This is a genomic window from Azonexus fungiphilus, assembly GCF_003634965.1.
GTDB lineage: Bacteria > Pseudomonadota > Gammaproteobacteria > Burkholderiales > Rhodocyclaceae > Azonexus > Azonexus fungiphilus.
Map to the genome: position 1 here is coordinate 43,017 of NZ_RBXP01000017.1, position 25,606 is coordinate 68,622.

General features: G+C 66.8%; 27 protein-coding genes. 10 read left to right on the forward strand and 17 right to left on the reverse strand.

The window, feature by feature from the left end; genetic code table 11:
* On the reverse strand, positions 1-1,269 hold a 1,269-nt coding region (locus DFR40_RS12805; protein ID WP_121458905.1), incomplete at its 3' end, for a cbb3-type cytochrome c oxidase subunit I.
* Between the two features lie 33 nt (positions 1,270-1,302).
* The gene (locus DFR40_RS12810; RefSeq protein WP_121458906.1) at positions 1,303-1,728 is read right to left on the reverse strand and encodes a c-type cytochrome; all 426 of its coding nucleotides are present in this window, start codon (positions 1,726-1,728) and stop codon (positions 1,303-1,305) included.
* Positions 1,729-2,089: 361 nt separating this feature from the next.
* On the opposite strand from DFR40_RS12810, the gene DFR40_RS12815 reads away from it, so the two are divergent.
* From DFR40_RS12815 to cobA, 10 genes are all read left to right on the forward strand, one after another.
* Complete coding sequence (locus DFR40_RS12815) at positions 2,090-3,715, forward strand: cytochrome D1 domain-containing protein (RefSeq protein WP_483964164.1); 1,626 nt, start codon at positions 2,090-2,092, stop codon at positions 3,713-3,715.
* A 96-nt stretch (positions 3,716-3,811) separates the two neighbouring features.
* Positions 3,812-4,624, forward strand: coding sequence for an ethylbenzene dehydrogenase-related protein (locus DFR40_RS12820; protein ID WP_121458908.1), 813 nt, complete (start codon positions 3,812-3,814; stop codon positions 4,622-4,624).
* Positions 4,602-4,979, forward strand: a complete 378-nt coding sequence (locus tag DFR40_RS12825) for a c-type cytochrome (protein WP_342767615.1) — start codon at positions 4,602-4,604, stop codon at positions 4,977-4,979. The genes DFR40_RS12820 and DFR40_RS12825 overlap by 23 nt, the downstream gene beginning before the upstream one ends.
* An 8-nt stretch (positions 4,980-4,987) precedes the next feature.
* Positions 4,988-6,154, forward strand: coding sequence for a cytochrome D1 domain-containing protein (locus tag DFR40_RS12830; RefSeq protein ID WP_121458910.1), 1,167 nt, complete (start codon positions 4,988-4,990; stop codon positions 6,152-6,154).
* 14 nt (positions 6,155-6,168) lie between these two features.
* A complete protein-coding gene (gene ahbB / locus DFR40_RS12835) occupies positions 6,169-7,134 on the forward strand; it encodes a siroheme decarboxylase subunit beta (RefSeq protein WP_121458911.1) in 966 nt (321 codons plus the stop codon).
* Complete coding sequence (locus DFR40_RS12840; protein ID WP_121458912.1) at positions 7,127-7,606, forward strand: Lrp/AsnC family transcriptional regulator; 480 nt, start codon at positions 7,127-7,129, stop codon at positions 7,604-7,606. Before ahbB (DFR40_RS12835) ends, DFR40_RS12840 begins: the two co-directional genes overlap by 8 nt.
* Positions 7,599-8,072, forward strand: a complete 474-nt coding sequence (gene ahbB / locus DFR40_RS12845) for a siroheme decarboxylase subunit beta (RefSeq protein WP_121458913.1) — start codon at positions 7,599-7,601, stop codon at positions 8,070-8,072. The genes DFR40_RS12840 and ahbB (DFR40_RS12845) overlap by 8 nt, the downstream gene beginning before the upstream one ends.
* Before the next feature lie 12 nt (positions 8,073-8,084).
* Entirely contained in the window at positions 8,085-9,224 is a 1,140-nt protein-coding gene (nirJ, locus tag DFR40_RS12850; RefSeq protein ID WP_121458914.1) for a heme d1 biosynthesis radical SAM protein NirJ, read from the forward strand.
* A gap of 11 nt (positions 9,225-9,235) precedes the next feature.
* Complete coding sequence (locus tag DFR40_RS12855) at positions 9,236-10,798, forward strand: nitrite reductase (protein WP_121459061.1); 1,563 nt, start codon at positions 9,236-9,238, stop codon at positions 10,796-10,798.
* Between the two features lie 38 nt (positions 10,799-10,836).
* Complete coding sequence (cobA, locus tag DFR40_RS12860) at positions 10,837-11,673, forward strand: uroporphyrinogen-III C-methyltransferase (RefSeq protein WP_245985684.1); 837 nt, start codon at positions 10,837-10,839, stop codon at positions 11,671-11,673.
* A 64-nt stretch (positions 11,674-11,737) separates the two neighbouring features.
* Here cobA and DFR40_RS12865 read toward each other — a convergent pair whose 3' ends face one another.
* The 15 genes from DFR40_RS12865 to DFR40_RS12935 all read right to left on the reverse strand — a co-directional run bounded on the left by DFR40_RS12865 (position 11,738) and on the right by DFR40_RS12935 (position 25,086).
* The gene (locus DFR40_RS12865; RefSeq protein WP_121458916.1) at positions 11,738-12,094 is read right to left on the reverse strand and encodes a DUF1304 domain-containing protein; all 357 of its coding nucleotides are present in this window, start codon (positions 12,092-12,094) and stop codon (positions 11,738-11,740) included.
* Between the two features lie 74 nt (positions 12,095-12,168).
* Complete coding sequence (locus DFR40_RS12870; RefSeq protein WP_121458917.1) at positions 12,169-12,897, reverse strand: Crp/Fnr family transcriptional regulator; 729 nt, start codon at positions 12,895-12,897, stop codon at positions 12,169-12,171.
* A 19-nt stretch (positions 12,898-12,916) separates the two neighbouring features.
* The gene (locus DFR40_RS12875) at positions 12,917-13,717 is read right to left on the reverse strand and encodes a CbbQ/NirQ/NorQ/GpvN family protein (protein ID WP_121458918.1); all 801 of its coding nucleotides are present in this window, start codon (positions 13,715-13,717) and stop codon (positions 12,917-12,919) included.
* Complete coding sequence (locus DFR40_RS12880) at positions 13,717-14,010, reverse strand: cytochrome C oxidase subunit IV family protein (protein ID WP_081700158.1); 294 nt, start codon at positions 14,008-14,010, stop codon at positions 13,717-13,719. The genes DFR40_RS12875 and DFR40_RS12880 overlap by 1 nt, the downstream gene beginning before the upstream one ends.
* Entirely contained in the window at positions 13,997-14,587 is a 591-nt protein-coding gene (locus DFR40_RS12885) for a cytochrome c oxidase subunit 3 family protein (protein WP_121458919.1), read from the reverse strand. Before DFR40_RS12885 ends, DFR40_RS12880 begins: the two co-directional genes overlap by 14 nt.
* A 59-nt stretch (positions 14,588-14,646) precedes the next feature.
* A complete protein-coding gene (locus DFR40_RS12890) occupies positions 14,647-17,280 on the reverse strand; it encodes a PhnD/SsuA/transferrin family substrate-binding protein (RefSeq protein WP_170160220.1) in 2,634 nt (877 codons plus the stop codon).
* Positions 17,281-17,423: 143 nt separating this feature from the next.
* Positions 17,424-18,803: a cbb3-type cytochrome c oxidase subunit I gene (locus DFR40_RS12895; RefSeq protein ID WP_121458921.1), complete on the reverse strand. Its 1,380-nt coding sequence runs from the start codon at positions 18,801-18,803 to the stop codon at positions 17,424-17,426.
* 33 nt (positions 18,804-18,836) lie between these two features.
* The gene (locus DFR40_RS12900) at positions 18,837-19,262 is read right to left on the reverse strand and encodes a c-type cytochrome (protein WP_121458906.1); all 426 of its coding nucleotides are present in this window, start codon (positions 19,260-19,262) and stop codon (positions 18,837-18,839) included.
* A gap of 112 nt (positions 19,263-19,374) precedes the next feature.
* Positions 19,375-21,303: an ATP-binding protein gene (locus DFR40_RS12905; RefSeq protein ID WP_121458922.1), complete on the reverse strand. Its 1,929-nt coding sequence runs from the start codon at positions 21,301-21,303 to the stop codon at positions 19,375-19,377.
* 1 nt (position 21,304) lies between these two features.
* Positions 21,305-22,138, reverse strand: coding sequence for a PhnD/SsuA/transferrin family substrate-binding protein (locus tag DFR40_RS12910; RefSeq protein ID WP_121458923.1), 834 nt, complete (start codon positions 22,136-22,138; stop codon positions 21,305-21,307).
* 74 nt (positions 22,139-22,212) lie between these two features.
* Positions 22,213-22,854, reverse strand: a complete 642-nt coding sequence (locus DFR40_RS12915) for a hypothetical protein (RefSeq protein WP_121458924.1) — start codon at positions 22,852-22,854, stop codon at positions 22,213-22,215.
* 22 nt (positions 22,855-22,876) lie between these two features.
* The gene (locus DFR40_RS12920; RefSeq protein WP_121458925.1) at positions 22,877-23,473 is read right to left on the reverse strand and encodes an SCO family protein; all 597 of its coding nucleotides are present in this window, start codon (positions 23,471-23,473) and stop codon (positions 22,877-22,879) included.
* Positions 23,470-23,808 carry a hypothetical protein gene (locus DFR40_RS12925; protein ID WP_121458926.1) on the reverse strand — a complete coding sequence of 113 codons (339 nt, stop codon included), beginning with the start codon at positions 23,806-23,808 and terminating at the stop codon, positions 23,470-23,472. The genes DFR40_RS12920 and DFR40_RS12925 overlap by 4 nt, the downstream gene beginning before the upstream one ends.
* Positions 23,801-24,490 carry a hypothetical protein gene (locus tag DFR40_RS12930; protein ID WP_147431330.1) on the reverse strand — a complete coding sequence of 230 codons (690 nt, stop codon included), beginning with the start codon at positions 24,488-24,490 and terminating at the stop codon, positions 23,801-23,803. Before DFR40_RS12930 ends, DFR40_RS12925 begins: the two co-directional genes overlap by 8 nt.
* Entirely contained in the window at positions 24,487-25,086 is a 600-nt protein-coding gene (locus tag DFR40_RS12935; protein WP_121458928.1) for an SCO family protein, read from the reverse strand. The genes DFR40_RS12930 and DFR40_RS12935 overlap by 4 nt, the downstream gene beginning before the upstream one ends.
* Positions 25,087-25,606 lie beyond the last annotated feature (520 nt).

Sequence of the window (25,606 nt, forward strand, 5' to 3'; positions counted from 1 at the left end):
GACCTGATCCTGGGTTGCCATGAAGCCCATGGGGGTGTCGGAGACGCGTTGGAGCCAGACCTGGAGGATGCCGGCGGCGGTGAGGAAGAGGGTGATGAAGACCATGGCGATGGTCATCAGCCAGAAAGACCACATTTCGAGGACCTGGGCCTTGTTGGAGTTGGCGGCCCGTCCGCGGATGATCGGCATCGCGTAGGAAATGAGCGTGAGGACGACCATGACGTAGGCGCCGTAGAAGGCCATGTGACCGTGGGCGGCGGTGATCTGCGAACCGTGGGTGTAGTAGTTGACCGGGGCGAGGGTATGGAGGAAGCCCCAGACGCCGGCACCGAGGAAGGCCATGACACCGGTACCGAGGGCCCAGAGGACGGCGGCCTTGTTCGGATGTTCGCGGCGACGGCGGTTGACCATGTTGAAGGCGAAGACGGTCATGGCGAAGAAGGGGATCGGTTCCAGGGCGGAGAAGACGGAGCCCCACCACTGCCAGTACTCGGGGGCGCCGATCCAGTAGTAATGGTGGCCGGTACCGATGATGCCGGTGACCAGGGTCAGGGTGATGATGACGTAGAGCCACTTCTCGATGACCTCGCGGTCGACGCCGGTGACCTTGATCAGGACGAAGGCGAGGAGCGAGCCGAGGATGAGTTCCCAGACGCCTTCGACCCAGAGGTGGACGACCCACCACCAGTAGTACTTGTCCTTGACCAGGTTGTGGGGGTTGTAGAAGGAGAAGAGGAAGAAGATGGCGAGGCCCCAGAGGCCGAGGAGGAGGACGGTCGAGATGGCGGTCTTGCGGCCCTTCAGGACGGTCATGGTGATGTTGAAGAGGAAGGCGAGGGCGACGACGACGATGCCGAGCTTGGTCGGCAGGGGCTGCTCGAGGAACTCGCGGCCCATGGTGGCGAGGAGGTCGTTGCCGGTCATCTGGGCGAGCGTCGCGTAGGGCACGAAGAGGTAGCCGAGGACGGTGGCGGCGCCGGCGACGAGGAAGATCCAGAAGAGGGCGATGGCCAGCCTGGGGCTGAACAGTTCGGTCTCGGACTCCTCGGGGACCATGTAGTAGGCGGCGCCCATGAAGCCGAAGAGGAGCCAGACGATGAGCAGGTTGGTGTGGACCATGCGGGCCACGTTGAATGGGATTTCGGGGAAGAGGAAATCCCCGACGACGTATTGCATGCCCATGATCAGGCCGAAGAGGATCTGGCCGGTGAAGAGGGCGATGGCCGCTATGAAGTATGGCTTGGCGACAGCCTGTGATTGATATTGCATCGCAGTGAACTCCTGAATGTGTTTATGAGCCGGTCAGCCTTCGATGTTGGGCGGCCAGTTGGCGGTATTGATCTCGGAGGTGTATTTGAGGAAGGCGACGATGTTGTCGAGTTCCTCGTCGGTCAGATGGAACTGCGGCATCTGGCGACGGCCGGGTGCGCCGGTGGGCTGTGCCTGCATCCAGCCCTTGATGAAGTCTGGGCCGCGACGCGGATAGACGTTGCCGAGCTCGGGGGCGAAGTAGGCGCCTTCGCCGAGGAGGGTGTGGCAGCCGATGCAGTTACGGGTTTCCCAGATTTTTTTGCCGGCGATGACCTGCGGCGTCAGGTTCTGGGAATTGTCGCGCTTGGGAAATTCCTTGTGCGAGTCGAAAGTGAGGGCAAGAAAAAGCAGAAAGAAGAACACCGTCCCCCCGTAGAAGATGTTCCGTGCCATGGATTTTGTGAATATGCCGCTCATTTTTGCGCTCCTTGTTGACGGTGCGCGAATTCTCGGCGGCAGACAAAAGGCAATCCATGATCTGCGTTAAAAACGCCGGCGCCGTCGGCAAAAATGCATTTTTTGGCCTTTTGGCCAGTTTTTCTGGCGGTTTGCCGTGGAATTTGATCCAAATCAGGCGTCGACCGTGAAATTTCTCCGGTTTTTTTCAAAAATCCCCAATCCGGGTGTGTGATTTAGCAATCATCAAAGACTGTGGGGTTTTACGAGGTCACTCTTCCGGCCATTGCTCAGGGGGTAAGGGGCAATGTCCATTAACAGGAGAGTAGAGATGAAAGCAACGTCATTTGGGGTACTCGCTTTGACCGTTCTGGCCGGTGCGATGAGTTCGGCCTTCGCCCAGTCGGGGGCGCCGGCCATGACCGACGCCGAGAAGGAACAGGCCAAGAAGATCTATTTCGAACGCTGCGCCGGTTGCCACGGCGTGCTGCGCAAGGGCGCCACCGGCAAGAACCTGGAGCCGCACTGGACGAAGAAGGACGCCAGCGGCAAGGTCACCGAGGGGGGCACGCTCAAGCTCGGCCAGAGCCGTCTGGAAAAGATCATCGGTTACGGTACCGATGGCGGCATGGTGAACTTCGACGACATCCTGACCAAGGAAGAAATCAGCCTGATGTCGAAGTACATCCAGAACACGCCGGATGTCCCGCCCGAGTACAGCTTCAAGGACACGCTGGATTCGTGGAAGGTGATCGTCCCGGTCGACAAGCGTCCGACCAAGCAGATGAACAAGTTCAACCTGAAGAACATCTTCTCGGTCACCCTGCGCGATACCGGTGAAGTGGCCCTGATCGACGGTGACACCAAGCAGATCCGCAGCATCGTCAAGACCGGCTATGCCGTGCATATCTCGCGCCTGTCGGCTTCCGGTCGCTATGTGTACGTGATCGGCCGCGACGGTCGCCTGAGCCTGATCGACCTGTGGATGGAAAAGCCGGCCGTCGTCGCCGAAGTCAAGATCGGTTTCGACGCGCGCTCGGTCGATACCTCCAAGTTCGCCGGCTTCGAGGACAAGTACGCGATCGCCGGTTCCTACTGGCCGCCCCAGTTCGTGATCATGGACGGCGACACGCTGAAGCCGCGCAAGGTGGTGTCGACCCGCGGCATGACCGTCGATGGCGAATACCATCCGGAACCGCGCGTGGCCTCGATCGTCGCTTCCTTCATCAAGCCGGAATGGGTGGTGAACATCAAGGAAACCGGCCAGATCCTGCTCGTCGATTATTCCGACATCGAGAACCTGAAGACGACCACCATCGCTTCCGCCAAGTTCCTGCATGACGGTGGCTGGGATGCCTCGAAGCGCTACTTCCTGGTTGCGGCCAACGCGTCCAACAAGATCGCCGCGGTCGATACCAAGACCGGCAAGCTGGCCGCCCTGGTCGACACCGCCAAGATCCCGCACCCGGGCCGCGGCGCCAACTTCGTGCACCCGCAGTTCGGTCCGGTGTGGGCCACCGGCCACCTCGGCGCCGACGTCGTGACCCTGATCTCGACGCCGTCCGACGATCCGAAGTTCGCCCAGTACAAGCAGTACAACTGGAAGGTCGTGCAGGAAATGAAGCACGTGCCGGGCAACCTGTTCGTCAAGACGCACCCGGCGTCCAAGCACTTCTGGGCCGACGCGCCGCAGAACCCGGACAAGGACCTCGCCGAATCGGTCGCCGTCTGGGACATGGCCGACCTCTCGAAGCCGAAGGCGATCCTCAACGTCGCCAAGGACTCCGGCCTGCCGCCGACCAAGGCGGTCAAGCGCGCCGTGCATCCGGAATACTCGGCCGACGGCAAGGAAGTGTGGATTTCGCTGTGGGGCGGCAAGACCGACCAGTCGGCGATCGTCGTCTATGACGACGCGACCTTGAAGGTCAAGAAGGTGATCACCGATCCGAAGATGATCACCCCGACCGGCAAGTTCAACGTCTACAACACCCAGCACGACATCTACTGAGCGTATTTCGCGCTTTTGATCTGACACAAGGTTACGGGGGCGCGAGCCCCCGTAATCTCTGGTGCGTCAGACGCGGATTCTCCACGAGGTGAGGAAATGAAACAAAAACTGCGCTATACGACATTGCTGCTGCTCGGTGCCCTGACGGTCTCGCCGTGGGCCCAGGCGGCGCCGGACTGGAGCAAGGTGGCGGGGACCACGGTGCACGTCTTCCACCCGGGCGCGACGCCCTGGGAATGGATCGAGAGCAAGGGCAAGCACGGCGGCAGCCGCGGCCTGGCCCGCGGCGAAAGCTGTGCCGGCTGCCACGTCGAGGGCGGCGAGATCAACGTCGATCTGTCGCGGCTCGGTTCGGAACTCGAACCCAAGGGCGCGCCCAAGACGATGAGCTTCCCGGTCACCGTCCAGGCCGCCTACGATGCCGGCCAGCTCTACGTGCGCTTGAGCTTCAAGGCGCCCGAAGGCGGTTTCGACAAGTCGGACAAGGACAACGCGGTCAAGGCGACGCTGCTCTTCCCGAACGCCCAGGTGCCGATGGCCGAACAGGTCGGTTGCTGGGCGAGCTGCCACCAGGACGCCAGGACCATGCCCGACGGCAAGGACAGGACCAAGTACGTCAGCGCCGGCGCCTACGAACTGGTGCAGTGGTCGAGTTCGGGCAAGGTCGCCGACGGCAGCATCAGCGACCAGCGCCGGATGGACGGCGGCCAGGCCGGCGCCAAGGCCGAAGGCGGCAAGAACGGCGACACCTGGACGGTGACCTTCAGCCGCAAGCTGCCGGCGACGCCGACCGTGCATTTCGGCCTGGCGGTGCATGCCGACCATGCCGGCGGCCGCTTCCACCATGTTTCCTTCGGCCATACCATCGGCCTGGGCGGCGACGGCGATGTCAAGGCCCAGAAGTTCTAGGGCGGCGCTGCGTCGCCGCTCCTGCTGGCGCTGGGCGATCCAGTCGGGCCTGGCGCTGGCCGGGGTCGGCCTGATGCTGAGCTCGGCGCTGGCCAGCGAGCCGCCACCGCAACGCCAGCGGGAGCTGACCCACCTGGTCCGCCAGGAGTGCGGCTCCTGCCATGGCATGAGCCTGCAGGGCGGGCTCGGTCCCGCCCTGTTGCCGGCCGACCTGCGCGACAAGCCGGCCGATGGGCTGGCCGCCACCGTGTACCACGGCCGGCCCGGTACCGCGATGCCGCCCTGGCAGCGTTTCCTGACCGAGGCCGAGGCGGCCTGGGTCGTCGACCGCCTGATCAGCGGCTTTCCCGAGTGAGTTCCGCGATGCGCATCCTGTTCTCCGTCCTTCTCGTCGCCTTCCTCGGTGCCTGTGCCGGCACGCCGCCGCTGCGCGGTACCGGCGACCTGGCGCTGATCATCGAGCGGGCCAGCGGCCACGTGACCCTGGCCAATACCAGCAGCCGCCAGCCCTACGCCCGCATCGGCGGCCTCGGCGACCTTTCGCACGCCTCCGCCGTCTATTCGCGCGACGGGCGCTACGCCTACGTCTTCGGTCGCGACGGCGGGCTGACCAAGATCGACATGCTGGCCGGCCAGGTGGTCAAGCGGATCATCCAGAGCGGCAATGCGATCGGCGGTTCGATCTCGCAGGACGGGCGCATCGTCGTCGCCCAGAACTACAAGCCGGGCGGCATCAAGGCCTTCGATGCCGAAACCCTGGAACTGCTCGCCGAAGTCCCGGCCGAGTACGCGCCCGGCCAGTTTTCCAAGGTTGTCGGCCTGGCCGATTCGCCGGGCAACAAGTTCGTCTATGCGCTGTTCGACGCCGGCGAGATCTGGGTCAGCGATTTCAGCGACCCGCGCCGGCCGGTGACGCAGCGCTTCCCCGCCGGGCAGAACCCGTACGATGGCCTGGTCACGCCGGACGGCCGGCATTTCCTGGCCGGCCTGTTCGGCGAGGACGGCGTTGCCATGCTCGACCTGTGGCAGCCGCAGCAGGGCGCGCGCAAGATTCTCGAGAAGTACGGCCGCGGCGAGGAAAAGCTGCCGGTGTTCAAGATGCCGCACCTGCGCGGCTGGTCGGTGGCGCAGGGCAAGGCCTACCTGCCGGCGATCGGCCGGCACGAGGTGCTGGTCGTCGATGTCGCGACCTGGCAGGAAGTCGGCCGGATTCCCGTGCGCGGCCAGCCGGTGTTCGTGATGGCGCGGCCGGACGGGCGCCAGGTCTGGGTCAATTTCGCCTTCCCCGACTACGGCAAGGTCGACGTCATCGACACCCTCAAGGGCGAGGTGGTCAGCCAGCTGGCGCCGGGCAAGGGCATCCTGCACATGGAATTCACGCCGCGCGGCGAGAACGTCTGGCTGTCGGCGCGCGATGACCACAAAATTTTGATCTACCACACGGAAAACCTTACGCAGATCGGGGAAATTACGGCTGACGCGCCGTCGGGGATCTTCTTCTCCAGCCGCGCCCAACGGATCGGCTTCTAACTGGAACCTCCCGCGTGGACCCGCAACTCGATTTCCGCCTGCTCAACGATTTCCAGCGCGATTTCCCGCTCTCGGCGCGGCCCTACGCGGTCCTCGCCGAGCGCCTCGGCAGCGCCGAGGCAACGGTCATCGAGCGCCTGCGCCGGATGCAGGACGACGGCCGCATCTCGCGCATCGGCGCGGTGCTGCGCCCGGGCTGCTTCGGCGTGTCGACGCTGGTCGCGATGGCGGTGCCGGAGTCCCGCCTGGCCGAGGTGGCGCTGGCGGTCAACGCCTTCCCCGGGGTCAATCACAACTATCAGCGCGAGCACCGCTACAACCTGTGGTTCGTCCTCACCGCCGCCGATGCCGCGGCGCTGGCCCGCGTCCTTGCCGGCATCGAGGCGCTGGCCGGCGTGCCGGCGCTGTCGTTGCCGATGGAAAAGGCCTACCACATCGACCTCGGCTTTCCCCTCGACGGCGCCCGCCGGCCGCGCAGCCATGCCGCCGCACCGGCCGCCGGCCTCAGCCTCGACGCCCGCCAGCGCTGCCTGCTCGGCCGCCTGCAGGACGGGCTGCCGCTGCTCGCCCGGCCGTTCCTGGCGATGGGTCGCGACTGCGCCAGCAGCGAGGCCGAGGTCATTGCCGGCATCGCCGGCTGGCAGGCCAGCGGCGCGATCAGCCGCTTCGGCGTGGTCGTCCGCCATCGCGAGCTCGGCTTTGCGGCCAACGCGATGCTCGTCCAGGACATTCCCGACGCCGAGGTCGACCGCGTTGCCGCCGGCCTCGCCGGCGAGGCCGCGGTGACGCTCTGCTACCGCCGGCCGCGCCAGCTGCCGCACTGGCGCTACAACCTGTTCTGCATGATCCACGGCCAGTGCCGCGACAGCGTCGCCGGCACCATCGACCGCCTGCGCCACCGCCACGCGCTGGCCGCCGTGCCGCACGCGGTGCTCTTCTCGCAACGCTGCTTCAAGCAGACCGGAGCGCGCTATGTCTGATTTTTCGCTGTTCGACGCGGTCGACCGTCAGATCGTCGATCACCTGCAAGGCGGCTTTCCCGTCTGCGACCGGCCTTACGCCGTCGCCGCCGCCAGCCTCGGGCTGGCCGAGGCCGAGTTGATCGAACGCCTGCAGGGCTTGCTGGCGCGCGGCGTGCTGACCCGTTTCGGGCCGTTGTTCCAGATCGAGCGGGTCGGCGGCGCCTTCGTCCTGGCTGCGCTGGAAGTTCCGGACGCCGACTGGGAACGCGTCGTCGCCGCGGTCAACGCGCTGCCCGAGGTGGCGCACAACTACCGCCGCGAGCACCGCTTCAACATGTGGTTCGTGCTGGCCACCGAAAAGCCCGAGGGGATCGCCGCGGCGATCGCGAAAATCGAGGCGGAAACCGGGTTGACCGTGCATGCCTTCCCCAAGGAGCGCGAGTACTTCGTCGAAATGAAACTGGCCACCCGGGAGCGCCGCCATGGATGAACTCGACCGCCGGCTGATCCTCGCCACCCAGCGCGGCCTGCCGCTCTGCGCCCAGCCTTACGCGGCGCTGGCGGCCGAGCTCGGCTGCGACGCGGCGACCGTCATGCAGCGCCTCGAGGCGATGCTGGCGCGCGGCGTCATCCGCCGCATCGGTGCCGTGCCCAACCACTACGCGATCGGTTACACCGCCAACGGCATGAGCGTCTGGGACGTCGCCGACGAATTTGTCGATGAACTCGGCGAGCGCATCGGCCAGCTGCCCTTCGTCACCCATTGCTACCGCCGGCCGCGCCATCTGCCGGGCTGGCCGTACAACCTGTTCGCGATGCTCCACGGCGACAGCCGCGACGAAGTCATGGCGCGCATCGCCATCGTGCGCAGCCTGTTGGGCGACGCCTGCCGCGCCGACGACGTGCTGTTCTCGACCGCCATCCTCAAGAAGACCGGGCTGCGCCTCGCCGCCTGACCAGGAGAACGCATGTTCCGCATCAGCCAGTTCATCGCCGAAATCGACCAGCCGACAGCGGTCGGCCCGCACCGCGATCCGCCCGGCCCGGTCGTCATCTGGAACCTGCTGCGCCGCTGCAACCTGACCTGCCGGCATTGCTATTCGGTGTCCACCGATACCCATTTCGCCGGCGAGCTGAGCACCCCGGAAATCTACGCCGTGCTCGACGACCTCAAGGCGGCGCGGGTGCCGGTGCTGATCCTCTCCGGCGGCGAGCCGCTGCTGCACCCGGACATCTACGCGATCGCCCGGCGCGCCAAGGCGATGGGCTTCTACGTCGCGCTCTCGTCGAACGGGACGCTGATCGACGCCGACAACATCGCCGAGATCGCCGCCTGCGACTTCGACTACGTCGGCATCTCGCTCGACGGCCTGGGCGCCACGCACGACCGTTTCCGCCGCCTGGAAGGCGCCTTCGACGCCTCGCTGCACGCCATCCGCCTGTGCCGCGAGCGCCAGCTCAAGGTCGGCGTCCGCTACACGATGACCCGCGACAACGCCGGCGACCTGCCCGGGCTGCTCGCACTGGTCGAGCGCGAGCAGATCGACCGCTTCTATTTCTCGCATCTGAACTATGCCGGGCGCGGCAACAAGAACCGCGCCGAGGACGCCCAGCACCGGCTGACCCGGCAGGCGATGGAAACGCTGTTCGAGACCTGCCTCGACCATCGCCGGCGCGGCATCGCCAAGGAATTCACCACCGGCAACAACGACGCCGACGGCGCCTTCTTCCTGCACTGGGTGCGCCGCCGCTTTCCCGAGTCGGCCGCGCACATCGCCGCCAAGCTGGCGCAGTGGGGCGGCAATGCCTCCGGCGTCAATGTCGCCAACATCGACAACCGCGGCATCGTCCATCCCGACACGATGTGGTGGCACTACCCGCTGGCCAGCGTCCGCGAGCGCCGTTTCGCCGACATCTGGGCCGACCTGTCCGATCCGCTGATGGCCGGGCTGAAGCAGCGTCCGCGCCCGGTCGAGGGGCGCTGCGCCGGCTGCCGCCATCTCGCCGTGTGCAACGGCAACACCCGCGTCCGCGCCCAGCAGCTGACCGGCAACATCTGGGCCGAAGACCCGGGTTGCTACCTGACCGACGAAGAAATCGCCGCCTGAAGGATATGAACATGCGCATCAAGCCCGCCGTCCTCCTGCTTCTCTCCGGTCTGCTGCCGGCGCTGCCGGCGCTCGCCGGCGACAGCGCGGCGCTGTACCAGAAACATTGCGCCGCCTGCCATGGCGGCGAACGCCTGGGCGGTACCGGGCCGGCGCTGCTGCCGGAAAATCTCGGCCGGCTGCGCCCGGGCGAGGCCGCCCGGGTGATCGCCGACGGTCGCCCGGCGACGCAGATGCCGGCCTTCGCCGGACAGCTGGCGGCGACCGAGATCGAGCAACTGCAGAAGTACATCTACGCGCCGCCGGCGGTCAGCCCGCGCTGGGAAAGGGCCGACATCGAGGCCTCGCGGATCGAGCACGCCGACGTCCGCAAGCTGCCGCACCAGCCGTCGTTTGCCGCCGATCCGATGAACCTGTTCGTCGTCGTCGAGAGCGGCGACCACCATGTTTCCATCCTCGACGGCGACAAGCTCGAGCCGATCCACCGCTTCCCTTCGCGCTTCGCCCTGCACGGCGGGCCGAAGTTCTCGCCGGACGGCCGCTTCGTCTATTTCGCCTCGCGCGACGGCTGGATCACCAAGTACGACATCTGGAACCTGACGCCGGTCGCTGAGGTCCGCGCCGGCATCAACACCCGCAACGCGGCGGTGTCGGCCGACGGCAAGTACGTCGCCGTCGCCAACTACCTGCCGCATTCGCTGGTCATCCTCGACAGCGACCTCAAGCCGGTGCGCGTGCTGCCGGTAGCCGACATCGACGGCAAGAAGACCTCGCGGGTGTCGGCGGTCTACGACGCGGCGCCGCGCCAGAGCTTCGTCGCCGCGCTCAAGGACGTCGAGGAAGTCTGGGAGATTTCCTACAACCCGACGCATCCGGACATTCCGGCCGGCATGATCCACGACTTCCAGTACAAGGAAGGCGCCTTCATCCCCGGCTTCCTCAACCCGCAGCGGACCAAGGTCGAGGATTACCTCGACGACTTCTTCTTCACCCAGGACTACAACGACCTGATGGGCGCCTCGCGCCAGGGCGGGCGCGGCCAGGTGATCAACCTCGACGCCCGGCGCAAGGTCGCCGAGCTGCAGCTGCCCGGCATGCCCCACCTCGGTTCGGGGATCACCTGGGCGTGGCAGGGGCGGACGGTGATGGCGACGCCGAACCTGAACGAGGGCCTGGTCAGCGTCATCGACACCGCGACCTGGCAGACGCTGCGCAGCATTCCGACGCTCGGCCCGGGCTTCTTCATGCGCAGCCACGAGAACAGCCGTTACGCCTGGACCGACTCGATGATGAGCCGCGAGCACAAGGACACGCTGCAGGTGATCGACAAGGAGAAGCTCGAGGTCGTCGCCCGGCTGCGGCCGGTGCCCGGCAAGACGCTGGCCCACGTCGAATTCACCCGCGACGGCCGCTACGTGCTGGCCAGCCTGTGGGAGCGCAAGGCCGCCGGCGGCGCGCTGATCGTCTACGACGCGCAGACGCTGCAGGAGGTCAAGCGCATCCCGATGGACAAGCCGGTCGGCAAGTACAACCTGCACAACAAGATCACCCGCTCGGAAGGCACCAGCCACTGAGCGGTCGGCAACACAACGAAAGGCATGGGGGAATGGTCATGATGGGGAAAGTCAGTCTGGTCGGGGCCGGTTCCGGCGATCCGGAATTGCTCACGTTGCGCGCTTACCGCCTGATCACGCAGGCGCAGGCGGTGGTTTATGACCATCTGGTCGGCGACGAGGTGATCGCGCTGATCCCGGCGGGCGCCCGCCGCGTCTATGCCGGCAAGGAATCCGGCCGGCACGCGCTGCCGCAGGAGGAAATCAACCAGTTGCTCGTCGATCTCGCCGGCGAAGGCCTCGACGTGGTCCGCCTGAAGGGCGGCGATCCGTTCATCTTCGGTCGCGGGGGCGAGGAGATGGAAGCGCTGGAGGCCGCCGGCGTGCCCTTCGAGATCGTTCCCGGCGTCACCACCGCCTCGGCGGTCGGCGCCTACACCGGCGTGCCGCTGACGCACCGGGCGCACGCCTGCAGCCTGATCCTGACTACCGGCCACCTCAAGGACGGCACGCTCGACCTCGACTGGCAGGTGCTCGCCCGCGAGCGCCAGACGCTGGTCGTGTACATGGGCCTGGCGGCGCTGCCGCAGGTCTGCGCCGAGCTGATCGCGCACGGCCTGCCGGCCGAGACGCCGGGGATGGTCGTGCAGTCGGCGACCACCCGCCGCCAGCGCAGCGTCGCCGCGCCGCTCGCCGAACTCGCCGGCAAGGTCGCCGAGGCCGGCCTGCGCTCGCCGGCGTTGATCGTCATCGGCGCCGTTGCCGGCGGCTATTCGGCGCAGCGCGAAGCGGCGCTGCTGGCCGCCCGCTTTGCCACGGTCGACGCCGGGAAAACGGCAAAAACCGCACCGGCGAAACGTCTCGCGCCGCGCCTGCGGACCGCCGTCGCGGCCTGAACGGCGGCCGGTTTTCCGGCAAATCCGACGGTCGACCGTCAGTTTCCCCGGAAAACCGCCGGCCTCAGCCGGCCAGCACCAGTGCCAGCGCGATCGCCCCGGGCAGCGCCTGGATGAAGAGGATGCGCCGGCTGGCGGTGGCCGCGCCGAAAAGCCCGGCGACGATGACGCAGCCGAGGAAGAAGATCTTCACCGGGTCGCCGGCCGGACCCAGCCACAGTCCCCAGAGCAGGCCGGCGGCGAGGAAGCCGTTGTAGAGCCCCTGGTTGGCGGCGAGCACGCGCGTCGCGGCGGCGAACTCCGGCGTCAGGCCGAAGGCCTTGCGCCCGCGCGGCGTGGTCCACAGGAACATTTCCAGGTAGAGGATGTAGAGGTGCAGCAGCGCGACCAGGGCGGTGGCGACGATGGCGGCGGTGGGCATCGGGAACTCCCCGGATGGTGGCGAAGCCCCGTTTATACCGAAAATCGCCGGAATTTACCGGTCGACCGTCAACGTTACGGCAGGCAGAGGCTGGAGCGCAGCTCGCCGACGTCGGGAATGACGATGCGCCGGCCTTCGACCTGGATCAGGCCGTCGTCGGCGAGTTCGTGGAGCACGCGCGAGAAATGTTCCTGGGTCAGGTTCAGGCGCGAGGCGATGGTGCCCTTGTGGGTCGGCAGGCAGACCTCGACCCGGCCATCGGGCGGGTTGCCCTCGTCGTCGGCCATCTCGCCGAGCAGGTAGCCGACGATGCGTTCGCGGCCGGAGCACAGCGAGTAGATCTCGAGGTCCTTGATCAGGTGGTGGAGGCGCATCGACAGCCCGGCGATCAGGCGCAGGCAGAAATCCGGGTCCTTGCGGATTTCCTGGAAGATCACGTCCTTGGCGATGAACAGCAGCTGGCAGTCGGTCAGCGCCTGGGCCATCAGCACGTAGGGCTTCTGCATGAACATCACCGCCTCGCCGAAGCTCTGGCCGGGGCGGATGATCTCGACCACCTTCTGGTTGCCGGCGGCGGAGACGAAGGCGAGCTTGATCTGGCCGTCGAGGACGAGATGGAAGCCGTGGCAGGGGTCGCCCTTGTGGAAGAGGATGTTGCCGCGGTCGTAGTGCTCGACCCGGCAGCCCTGGGCGAGCCGTTGCAGGTCGTCGGCGGGCAGGTCGGAGAACAGCGGCGTCCGGGTCAGCACCTCGGTGGCGCTGAGCGGCATCGCAGCCGGGCTGGCGTGGGTCGTCGTCCGCATGGTGTCGGCCTCGCCGGGGTCAGCGGCCGAAAGTCGCGCTGACGACTTCCATCAGCGCTTCGGCGACTTCGGGATCGTCGGTCAGGCTCTCGACGATGGCGGCGCGGCAGGCGACCACCGGGTCCATGCCGTCGCGCACCAGCAGCGCGGCGTAGATCAGCAGGCGGGTGCTGACCGCTTCCTCGAGGTCCTGGTCCTTGAGCTGGCGCAGGCCGTGGGCGATGCCGACCAGGCGCCGGGCAAGGTCGGCGGGGCATTGCGTCTCGCGCAGCAGGATGGCGGTCTCGCGCTCGCCCTCGGGAAAGTCGAAGCGCAGGCTGACGAAGCGCTGGCGGGTCGACGGCTTCATCCCCTTGAGCAGGTTCTGGTAGCCGGGATTGTAGGAGACCACCAGCATGAAGTTGGGCGGCGCCTCGAGCAGTTCGCCGGTGCGGTCGATCGGCAGGATGCGCCGGTCGTCGGCGAGCGGGTGGAGGACGACGGTGGTGTCCTTGCGCGCCTCGACGACCTCGTCGAGGTAGCAGATGCCGCCTTCGCGGACGGCGCGGGTGAGCGGGCCGTCGGACCAGCGGGTGTCGCCGTCGACGATCAGGTGGCGGCCGACCAGGTCGGCGGCGGTGAGATCGTCGTGGCAGGCGACGGTGTACAGCGGCAGGCCGAGGCGGGCGGCCATGTGGGCGACGAAGCGGGTCTTGCCGCAGCCGGTCGGGCCCTTGATCAGCAGCGGCAGGCGGTTGCGCCAGGCCGATTCGAAGATCGCTTCCTCATGGCCGCAAGGCGAGTAATAGGGCAGGTCGAGGCGGGTTTCGGGGGCGTTCATCAGGCAATGCCTTTCCAGTAAGCCAGGCCGATCAGCGCGCAGACGAAGAGCAGCCAGCCGAGCAGCAGATTGCGCCAGAGCGGCGGGGCATGGCGCAGGGCCATGAAATCGAGGGCGACGGCAGCGCCCTTGAGCAGCGCGATGCCGAGGACGGCGACGGTGAGCGGCAGGCTGCCGCCGCCTTCGCCGAGCTGCCAGGTGAGCAGCGTGGCGACGATCAGCGCCAGCCATAGCCGCAGGGTGCCGGCCGGGCTGCCGTGGCTGCCGGCCGGGATGGTTTCAGTGGATGACATAGACGAGCGGAAAGAGGATCAGCCAGACCAGGTCGACCATGTGCCAGTAGGCGGCGCCGCTTTCCAGGCCGTTCATGTCCTGCGGCCCGTAACGGCCGGCGCGCATGCCGGCCCAGAGCACGACGAGGATCACCAGGCCGAGGATCACGTGCATGAAATGGAAGAAGGTCAGCGACAGGTAGAACATGTGGAAGGTGCTGCTCGACAGGCTGATGCCCTGGTCGAAGGCGGCCGCGTATTCGACGCCCTTGACGCCGAGGAAGCCGATGCCGCAGACGATCGCGGCGAGCAGCCAGACCGCGTCGGCGCGGGCGCGGCCGGCCAGCGCGCCCTGCACGGCGCGCACGACGAAGGCGCTGGCGGTCAGCAGCAGCAAGGTGTTGACGGCGCCGGCGTCGCGGTTCAGGCCCTGCTGGGCGAGGTTGAACTCGGCGACGTGGCTGGCGCGGGTGAAGGCGTAGGCGCCGAAGAAGGCGGCGAAGGCGACCAGTTCGGCGCCGATGAAGAACCAGATGGCGAGGTCGCCGGCCAGGCGTTGCGGCGGCGTGTCGGGCAGGATCAGGGCTTGACTGGTCATGCCGGCGAGTCTAGGAAGCCATGCTCCCGGCAACCTTGATCCGCGCTAAGTTTTCCGAATTATTGGCTGCCTTCGCGTTGTGCTTGCGCCTTGCGCAGCCATTTCAGCAGCGTCGCGAACAGGCGTTCGGGGTCGACCGGCTTGCCGAGATGGTCGTTCATGCCGGCCTCGAGGCAGAGCAGGCGATCCTCGGCGAAGGCGTTGGCGGTCATCGCGATGATCGGCGTGCTGCGGTTGAGCGAGTCGGCGCGGATCTGGTGGGTGGCGTCGATGCCGTTGAGCTGGGGCATCTGCATGTCCATCAGGATCAGGTCGTAGCGTTCGCGCCGCGCCAGTTCGACCGCCTGCCGCCCGTCCTCGGCGCTGTCGGCGCACAGGCCGCAGTCTTCGAGCAGGCTCAGCGAGACCTCGCGGTTGATCGGCTCGTCCTCGGCCAGCAGGATGCGCGCCGCCGGGAAATCGCGGCGGATGCTCAGCTCGGCGCTGTCGTGCTCGGCCTCGGTCAGGCGGCCCTGGCCGTTGCGGCGCAGGCGGACGGTGAACCAGAAGGTGCTGCCGGCATCCGGTTCGCTGTCGACACCGATCTCGCCGTCCATCAGATGCACCAGGCGCTTGCTGATCGCCAGGCCGAGCCCGGTGCCGCCGTACTTGCGGGTCATCGAGTTGTCGGCCTGCTCGAAGGCGGTGAACAGCCGGGCGCGGGCGTCCTCGGCGATGCCGATGCCGGTGTCGGCGACCTCGAAGCAGAGCGTGACCGCGTCGCCGGCGGTCTCGGCGAGGCGGGCGCGGACGGTGACGCTGCCGTGGCGGGTGAACTTGATCGCGTTGCCGGTCAGGTTGAGCAGGACCTGGCCGAGGCGCAGCGGATCGCCGACCAGGACCATGCCGGCCAGCTCGAGCGGCAGGTCGATGTGCAGCTGCAGCGATTTTTCGGCGGCGCGGTGACCGCTCAGGCTGCGCAGGTTCTCGAGCACGCTGCCGAGGACGAATTCGGTCTCCTCGAGCTTCATCCGCTCGGCCTCGATCTTGGAGATGTCGAGGATGTCGTTGATCACGTGCAGCAGGTGGCGCGAGGCGTTCTCGACCTTGCCCAGCTGGTCGCGCAGGCGCGGGTCCGGGGTCTGGCGCAGGACCATGCTGGTCATGCCCATGATCGCGTTCATCGGCGTGCGCAGTTCGTGGCTCATGTTGGCCAGGAAGGTGCTCTTGGCCCGGCTGGCGGCCTCGGCGGTTTCCTTGGCCAGCGACAGTTCGGTGGTGCGTTCGTCGACCAGCGCGGCGAGGTGGTGGCGGTGCTGCTCGAGTTCGGCCTCGGTACGCTTGCGCTCGCTGATGTCGCGGAAGGCGGTGACCGAGCCGCCGGTGGGCTGGCCGAGACGGTCGACGATCGGACTGGCGGCGATTTCGACGTCGATCAGGCGGCCGTCGCGGCAGCGGAACAGTTGCTCTCCGTTGAAGGACTGGCCGCTGCGCACGCGGTTGAACAGCGGGCAGCGTTCGAGCGGCACCGGTTCGCTGCCGTGGCGGTGGAAGATGTCGTGGCCGATGCGGCCGAGCATCTCGTCGGCGCGGTAGCCGAGGATGCGGGTGAAGGCCGGGTTGATCAGGCGCACGCGGCCTTGCGGGTCGAGCACGTAGATGCCGTCGGCGATGGTGTCGGTGATCGTGCGCAGGCGCTCGGTTTCGCGCGTCTGCGCCCGCTGCGTGCGCCACAGGCGGAGCGCCAGGGCGAGGATCACCGCCAGCGCCAGCAGGGTGGCGAAGATTGCCCACTGGTAACGTTGCCAGACATCGCCGGCCTCGAACTCGACCCGCTCGTAGGGCGGCAGGCGCAGCGCGCGGGTCAGCCGGTCGACCGACTGGTAGTCGCCGGGGATGGTGAAGCCGTGGATGCCGGCAGCTTCGGCGACGGCCATGTCGGGGGTGATGAAGAGCAGCGCCCGGTTGATCCGCTTGACCGTTTCCTCCGGCACCGAGGGCAGCGCGGCGAAGGCCCATTCGGGATAGAGGCGGGTCGACACGAGGAAGGGGAAATCGGGGTGCTGCTGCGGGTTGAGCAGCTTGTAGGCGGCTGCCGCCAGGCGGCCGTCGTGCTGCAGCGACTCGAGGATGCCGGTGCGGATGAAACCGGCGTCGGCGTCGCCGGCGAGCACGCTGGCGACCACCTGGTCGTGGCTGCCGACGTCGATCAGGCGGGCGTCGTCGGGCAGCTTGAGGCCGGCCAGCAGCAGTTCGTAGGCCTGCGTCTGGTAGCCGCCGAGGAACGTCGCGCCATGGCCGGGAATCGCGATGCGCTTGCCGCGCAGGTCGGCCAGGGTCTGCAGCGGGCTGTCGTGGCGGGTGAGGATGACGCCGCCGAGCAGCGACGAGGTCTGGCCGCCTTCCAGCGACTGCAGCGTCGCCAGCGCGCCGGAGAGGCGGTTGCCGTGGCGCAGCTGGACGTAGTGCGCCGGGTTGGTGAAGATCAGGTCGATGCGCTGTTCGGCGATCGCCGCGTTGAGTTCGGCGTGGTCGAGGTATTCGACGCGGATCTGGTAGCCGGGGGTGGCGCCGCTGAGGTAGACGCCGAGCATGTCGAACTTCTCGGCCATCACCGCCTTCGGCCGGTAGGCGAAGATGCCCAGCGTCAGCGTCTGTTCGGCGATGGCGAGCAGGGGGGAAAGGAAAAGGAGCAGCGTCAGCCAGCGTTTCATCGATGCGCCCGGCCGTGGGTCGGGTTCCGGCAGGTATCCCGAAAATAACCCGGGCATTGTAAGGCTTTGCCGCTGCCTTGTCGTCTCCGGCAAAGCAAAAGGGGCGGCCGGAGCCGCCCCTGCTCAATGACGAGGAGGAGGTGTCACTGAGTTGCTGCGCTGTCCTCGCCCTTGACGAAGAAGGAGACGATGTAGGTGACGAGGCCGACGAGGAACATGAGGCCGGCCCATTCACGCATCCAGTAGAAGAGGACGACCTGGTCCTGGGTTGCCATGAAGCCCATGGGGGTGTCGGAGACGCGTTGGAGCCAGACCTGGAGGATGCCGGCGGCGGTGAGGAAGAGGGTGATGAAGACCATGGCGATGGTCATCAGCCAGAAGGACCACATTTCGAGGACCTGGGCCTTGTTGGAGTTGGCGGCCCGTCCGCGGATGATCGGCATCGCGTAGGAAATGAGCGTGAGGACGACCATGACGTAGGCGCCGTAGAAAGCCATGTGGCCGTGGGCGGCGGTGATCTGCGAACCGTGGGTGTAGTAGTTGACCGGGGCGAGGGTATGGAGGAAGCCCCAGACGCCGGCACCGAGGAAGGCCATGACACCGGTACCGAGGGCCCAGAGGACGGCGGCCTTGTTCGGATGTTCGCGGCGACGGCGGTTGACCATGTTGAAGGCGAAGACGGTCATGGCGAAGAAGGGGATCGGTTCCAGGGCGGAGAAGACGGAGCCCCACCACTGCCAGTACTCGGGGGCGCCGATCCAGTAGTAATGGTGGCCGGTACCGATGATGCCGGTGACCAGGGTCAGGGTGATGATGACGTAGAGCCACTTCTCGATGACCTCGCGGTCGACGCCGGTGACCTTGATCAGGACGAAGGCGAGGAGCGAGCCGAGGATGAGTTCCCAGACGCCTTCGACCCAGAGGTGGACGACCCACCACCAGTAGTACTTGTCCTTGACCAGGTTGTGGGGGTTGTAGAAGGAGAAGAGGAAGAAGATGGCGAGGCCCCAGAGGCCGAGGAGGAGGACGGTCGAGATGGCGGTCTTGCGGCCCTTCAGGACGGTCATGGTGATGTTGAAGAGGAAGGCGAGGGCGACGACGACGATGCCGAGCTTGGTCGGCAGGGGCTGCTCGAGGAACTCGCGGCCCATGGTGGCGAGGAGGTCGTTGCCGGTCATCTGGGCGAGCGTCGCGTAGGGCACGAAGAGGTAGCCGAGGACGGTGGCGGCGCCGGCGACGAGGAAGATCCAGAAGAGGGCGATGGCCAGCCTGGGGCTGAACAGTTCGGTCTCGGACTCCTCGGGGACCATGTAGTAGGCGGCGCCCATGAAGCCGAAGAGGAGCCAGACGATGAGCAGGTTGGTGTGGACCATGCGGGCCACGTTGAATGGGATTTCGGGGAAGAGGAAATCCCCGACGACGTATTGCATGCCCATGATCAGGCCGAAGAGGATCTGGCCGGTGAAGAGGGCGATGGCCGCTATGAAGTATGGCTTGGCGACAGCCTGTGATTGATATTGCATCGCAGTGAACTCCTGAATGTGTTTATGAGCCGGTCAGCCTTCGATGTTGGGCGGCCAGTTGGCGGTATTGATCTCGGAGGTGTATTTGAGGAAGGCGACGATGTTGTCGAGTTCCTCGTCGGTCAGATGGAACTGCGGCATCTGGCGACGGCCGGGTGCGCCGGTGGGCTGTGCCTGCATCCAGCCCTTGATGAAGTCTGGGCCGCGACGCGGATAGACGTTGCCGAGCTCGGGGGCGAAGTAGGCGCCTTCGCCGAGGAGGGTGTGGCAGCCGATGCAGTTACGGGTTTCCCAGATTTTTTTGCCGGCGATGACCTGCGGCGTCAGGTTCTGGGAATTGTCGCGCTTGGGAAATTCCTTGTGCGAGTCGAAAGTGAGGGCAAGAAAAAGCAGAAAGAAGAACACCGTCCCCCCGTAGAAGATGTTCCGTGCCATGGATTTTGTGAATATGCCGCTCATTTTTGCGCTCCTTGTTGACGGTGCGCGAATTCTCGGCGGCAGACAAAAGCCAATCCATGATCTGCGTTAAATCGCAAAACGCCGCCATGCCTGTCTGGCTGGCGTGGGGCAACTAATCGCGTTGGCCCGTCCCGACCCAGTGGGCGAGCATCGATGACAGGACATCGATGCGTACCGGCTTGGTCATGAAGTCGTTCATGCCGGCATCCAGGCAACTCTGGCGGTCTTCTGCGAAGGCCCCGGCGGTCAGCGCGATGATCGGGATCGCCGGTCTGCCGAGCCGGGCTTCCCAGTTGCGGATCTCCTGCGTTGCGCGCAGGCCGTCCATCACCGGCATCTGCATGTCCATCAGCACGAGGTCCGGCTGCAATCCGCGATGCAGGGCGGCCAAGGCCTCGGCGCCGTTCTCCGTGCACACCGCCGCGATGCCGAGCTTGTTGAGCAGGCCTTCGATGACCTTGCGGTTGACCGGGTTGTCCTCGGCGACCAGCACGCTGCCCCGCAGGCCCTCCTGCAACGCTGCCATCTGGCCGGGCGGGGTGTCCCGACTGGCCGGCGTGCCGCTGTCGCCGGCGCACTCGCAGCGAATGGTGAACCAGAAGCGCGAGCCCTCTCCGGGGAGGCTGTCCATGCCGACCGTTCCGCCCATCAGGTGCGCGAGGCTGCGGACGATCGACAGCCCGAGTCCGGTTCCGCCATATTCACGGGTCGTCGAGCTGTCCGCCTGGCTGAACGGGTGGAAGAGTTTTTCCCGCTTTTCGGGGAGTACGCCGATGCCGCTGTCGCTGACCGAAAATTCGAGCAAGGCGTGCCTGCCGTCATCCTCGAGCACCTTGGCCTCGATCCGGATGAAGCCGCGTGGCGTGAATTTGATCGCATTGCCGATCAGGTTGGCCAGCATCTGGCGCAAACGGGTCACGTCGGCGATGTAGTCGGCCGCCGGGCCATGCCAGAAGGCTTCGATTTGCAGTTGCTTGGCGCGCGCAGGCTGGGCGAACAGCGTGACATTTTCCTCGATCACCTCGCGCGGGTTGAAAATATGGCAGGCCAGTTCCATCTTGCCGGCCTCGACCTTGGAAAAATCGAGAATGTCGTTGAGCAGCGTCAGCAGCGTCTGCCCGGTATCGAGGATGGTTCTGGCGTATTCCCGTTGTTCTTCGGGGCTGGCCTTGTCGTCGATCAGGAGCAGTTGCGCCATGCCGAGGATGCCGTTCATCGGGGTCCGGATCTCGTGGCTCATGGTCGCCAGGAAAGCGCTTTTCGCGTGGTTGGCCTGTTCGGCGGCTTCCTTGGCATGGCGCAAGGCGGCATGGGCTTCCTCGAGCTGGGTGATGCGTTCGCTGACGGCACGCGACATCGCGTTGAACGCGGCGCCCAGTTGGCCGACGTCATCCTCGCCTTCCGGGACCGCCGGCGGCGTCGCGTTGCCTGCCGCAACCTCGAGGCTGGCGCGGGTCAGCACCGAGAGTTGCCGGGTCAGCAGCATGCCGAGCAGGGCGAGCAGCCCGGCCGACAGCAGCAGTTCGCCGACCGCGATCAACACGCCTTGCGAGAGCAGGCTCTTGCGCGCTTCGACGATGCGGCTGAGATTGATCCCGAAGCGCAGTTCGCCGAGTGGCTGGCCGGAGAGCGTGATCGGTCGGGAGAGGTCGTAGCGTGCCGGTTTTTCCCCGCTGTCGATGCTGAAGTTCGCATCCGGCAGCGGCAGCAATTTGCTGGCCGGCCAGCCGGCGCTGGCGACGAGGTTGCCATAGTTGTCGAGGACTGCCGCGTAATCGATGCCCTGGATCGAAACGCTTTCGTCGAGCACCGCCTGGACCGTTGCGTAGTCGCTCTGGGCGAGCGGCGCGACCAGCGCCGCATTGAGAATCGGGGCGACCTGTTCGCTGTGGTTGCGGGCCTGTTCGCCCATGTTCTGGTGCAGCAGGCGCAGGCTGTTGGTGATCAGCAGGACCAGCATGCAGGCTTCGACGATCAGTGCCAGCAGCAGCAGGCGACCGCGCATCGTGCGCAGCAGGGGCAGGGGGCGGGCGAGGACCATGTCAGCGGGACGGGAGCTTCAATTGCTTGCGGACCTCGTTCGCATACGGCTCCATCTCGTTGAGTTCCCGATGTGCCAGACGGCGGTAGCCCTTGAGCTTGTGCTGGGCGAAATACTCGGCGGCTTCCGGCGTTTCGGCGAAGCGCCAGAGCGCCTTCTCGATGTCTTCGCGGCGGTTGCCGTGGCGTTGGTTGAGCAGGTACACGCGGCCTGCCATCGACAGGCTTTCGTCGAAGATCAGCAACTGCGACTGGATTCCCGGCGGCAGGTTCTGATAGTTGGCGAGCGAGGTGAAGGCAAGCTTGCCCTCGCCCTTGAGCAGCAACTGGGCGATGCTGTCGGCGGCGCTGACGTAGCGCATGCTGGTGCCACGGATGCCGTTACGGTGCAGCCAGTGCTCGCCCCACAGGGTGACCAGAGAGGCCGGGGAAAGCCCAAAGACGGTTGCCCCGTCGAGGTCGGCATGCGTCCTCACCGGCGAGTCGCGGGGGACCAGCGCCACCGCCCTGAATTCGGCCTGGTAGGTGAGCAAGGGCAGGTAGCCTGCATCGGTCTGCAGCAGCCGGGCCTGGTGTCCGGTCGTGATCACCAGGTCGAAGCGTCCCTGCATGGCGCGGCGGGCGAATTCCGTGAAGTCGGGGGCGGTGACGATTTCGACCGGTTGTCCGAGTGTCCGTTCGAGATGCTGGCGCAACGGCTGGTACATGCCGATGATCAGCCGGGCGCTGCTGTGCGGGGCGACGCCGATGCTGAAGGCGCGGGCCGGTCCCGCCCAGGCGGTGATGCCGAGCAGTAGTCCGCCGAGCAGGACGAGAAGGCGTGTGAGGGACGGCATGGACGTTGGCTGTGCGAGGCTGCGGGCCCGCCAGTTTACTCCCGGCCAGGCCCGGGGGCCTAGCCGCTGCCGGTCTATTGCCGCCAGGCGCAGCCCTCGAGCTTGCCGGTGGCGGTGGTGACTTCGGCATGCCAGGCGTACAGCCGCTCGTCGCCGGTGCTGTTGTCGCGGCAGCTGCGCCGGTTCAGCCGGACGTTGACGGTCGACGCCCCGGTGATGCGGATTTCCGCTTGCGTCGGCGTGCTCAGCGTTTCCTCGTAGCTGCCGGCGAGGTCGTCCTGGCCGCTGCGCTGCAGCGTCGCGCCGCCTTCGAACAGGGTCAGCGCCCAGGCATTGCCGGCGCCGGCGCGCCATTCGCCGGTGCTGCGCCGCGGGGCGTAGCAGCGGGCGTCGCGCTTGGCCATGTTGAGGCCGTCGATGCGCAGCAGGCCCGACTCGGCGGCGCCGAAGACCTCGATGTAGAGCGGCTTGCCGTCGCCGAGGCCGAACTGGCGCAGGGCGGCGGTGACTTCGCCGCCGGCCGAGGCGTCGTCGACGTTGGTGTAGCTGCGGTCGCGGCAGGGCGAGAAGATCAGGCGGTCCTGGTGCTGCAGCAGCAGGCCGCGGGCGACCTTGTCGGCGCCCTTGCCGGTGGCCTGCTCCGGACTGGCGGCGTTGTCGGCATGGGCGACGCCGAGGGCGACGAGCAGGGCGGTGGCAAGCAGGGTCTTGGTCATCTTTGCTTCCTTGGTGTGACGTTCAGGGCTGGCGGATCAGGTCGCGCAGTTCGTCGGCGATCGCCTGTGCCGGCGTGCCGTAGCCGTATTTCTTGATGAAGCGGCTGTCCGGGCCGAGCAGGTAGAGCCCGGCCGAGTGGTCGACGGCGTAGAGCTTGGGGTCGCCGGCGTCGCGGGCGACCTTGGCATAGCGCACCTTGAAGTTGCGGGCGACGCCCTGGATCAGCGCCGGCGAGCCGGTCAGGCCGACGATGCGCGGGTCGAAGAAACGGGTGTAGGTGGCCAGGGCGGCCGGCGTGTCGCGCTCGGGATCGACCGAAACGAAGATGCCCTGGAGGCGGTCGGCGTCGTCGCCGAGCAGCTTGAGGATCTCGGTCATCTCGACCAGCGTCGTCGGGCAGATGTCCGGGCAGAAGGTGTAGCCGAAGGCGATCAGCTGGAAGCGGCCGCGGAAATCCTCGTTGGAGACGGCCGAGCCCTGCGGCCCGATCAGCATGTAGCGCGGCCGGATGTCGCGGACCTCGCCGTCGAGCAACTGGTGCGCCGGTGCCGCCGCGGCCAGTGCCGGCGCGGCGGCCAGCAGCAGGCCCAGGTGCCGGCAGAAAGCGCGCCGCTTCATGCCGGCTTGCCGGCGGCGCGGCGGAGTTTCTCGCGTGCACGGTCGACCTCGCCGGCGAGGCTTTTTCCGTCCGGGCAGGTCCGGCCGGCGCTGCCGAAGTCGAGGAAGCTGGCGTGGGTGGCCTGTTCGAAGACTTCGCCGACGCTCCTTTCCTTGGGCACGGTATCGACCATGATCTCGCGCATCCGGGCCGCCAGCGCGTTCTGCTTGCAGGCCAGGGCGACGCCGTTGAGCGTGCCGAGTTCGCTGACCGCCCGCTCGAGGCCGGTGTCGTCGGCGCCGACGCCGGCGCTGACGGCGAGCAGCAGGGCGAGCAGGGGAAGGGCTTTAGTCATGGTCGGACTCCTTGTGAACAGCGGGTGGGATCGGTCGGGCCTGCAGCGTCGCCAGGCGGCGGCCGTCGTCGAGGGCGACGGCATGGACGGCCTTGAGTTCGCCGACCAGATAGCGCTTCTTCAGCGTCAGGTCGACCGGCTTGGCGTGCGTGGCCTTCCAGAAAGTCGTGCTTTCGCGCGTCGTCGGCTGCGTCAGGCAGGCCTCGGCACGCAGCGCCAGCCGGGCCGGGTCGGCGTCGGCCGGCAGTGCCAGGACCAGCGCCGCGTCGTCGTCGGCGGCGTCGATGAAGGCGGCGAAATTGGCGAAGGCAAGGAAATAGTCGTAGCGCCAGCGTTCGGTCATCGTCTGCGGTTCGCCGACCATGTCCTCGGCTTCGTAGCTGCGCCGGTCCTCGCTCTCGGAGGCGAGCGGCAGGTACTTGTAGCGGAAGTAGTCGGGGTCGCTGCTGACGCCCTCGGGCCAGCTCCAGCCTTCGGCGATCTCCTTGCCGCGCAGCGGGTAGCGCAGCGCGCCGGGGAGGGCCTCGGGGGTTTCGCCGTGGGCCAGGTCGATATCGACCTCGATGCAGTCGGCCGCCGCCGGCTGCTCGGCGAAGACGCGGTAGAGGGCCGGGCCGGGTTCGGCGACGGCGGCCAGCGGGCAGCTCAGGAGCAGCGCCAGCAACAGGGGCGTGGATTTCATCGTGGGGCCTGCAGGTGTTTGCGGATCGCGCCGGCGATCACGGTCGACGGCGTGCCATGGGCAATTTTGTCGGCGATCCGGCCGTCGGTGCCGATCAGGTAGAGGTCGGCCGAATGGTCGACGGCGTAGTTGTCGCCGCCGCCCTCGGGCCGGCTGTAGATGACGCCGTAGCGGCCGGCGATCTCGGCCAGCGTCGCCGGATCGGCGGTGGCGCCGGCGATCGCCGGGTTGAAGAAGGCAGTGTAGCTGGCCAGGTGCTGCGGCGTGTCGCGCGCCGGATCGACCGAGACGAAGAGAAAGGCGGCGCGCTCGCGTTCGCCGGGTTCGAGCTGGGCGATCACGTCGGCCAGCGTCAGCAGCGTCGTCGGGCAGATGTCCGGGCAGGCGGTGTAGCCGAAGGCCAGCGCCACCACCTTGCCGCGCAGGTCGGCCAGGGCCAGTTTGCCGGCGGCGCTGTCGAGCACGAAGTCGCCGCCGGCCGGCAGTCCGGGGCGCGGCAGTTCGCGCGGCGCTGGCTGCGGGTGCCAGAGCAGCGCCAGGGCGGCGATGGCAAGGGCCAGCAGCAGGGCGACGACGGCGAGGATTCTTTCCTGCATGGTTCGACGATTCACTTTCAATGGGACCGGCCGGCAGCCGGCAGGATGCCCGGATTGTTCGCCAGGCGTCGGCAAATGAATTTAATCGCCATCAAATTTCCGGTGTTTCCCTGCGCGCCGGGGTGCGGCAGGAAGGCATTGTGCGCGCGCCGCCTGCGGCAATTAAGCCCACGGGAACTGATTGCGGCAACCCGAAAAATCCGGGTTCGAATAGGAATAATCCTAGATAAATCAGGACGATGGGCGATGGACTTCGCCTGCTCTCCGGGTCATTCTCGGAAAAACCCGACGGATTTAGGATCGATCAATTTTTTTGCCGGGGCTGCGGCATACAGTGCGACAAATTGCCGCATCCCCTACGGAAATTGGGGTCAAGGCGATTGGGGGTAAACCTGAATAATTCTGGGAGAACGATGATGAGAGGATTTGCGATCAAGTCGGGCGTGCTGCTGCTGGCGGCGGGTCTTGGTCTTGGGGCGGCGGGTTCGGCCTTTTCGGCGGAATCGCTGCAGGACGTTCT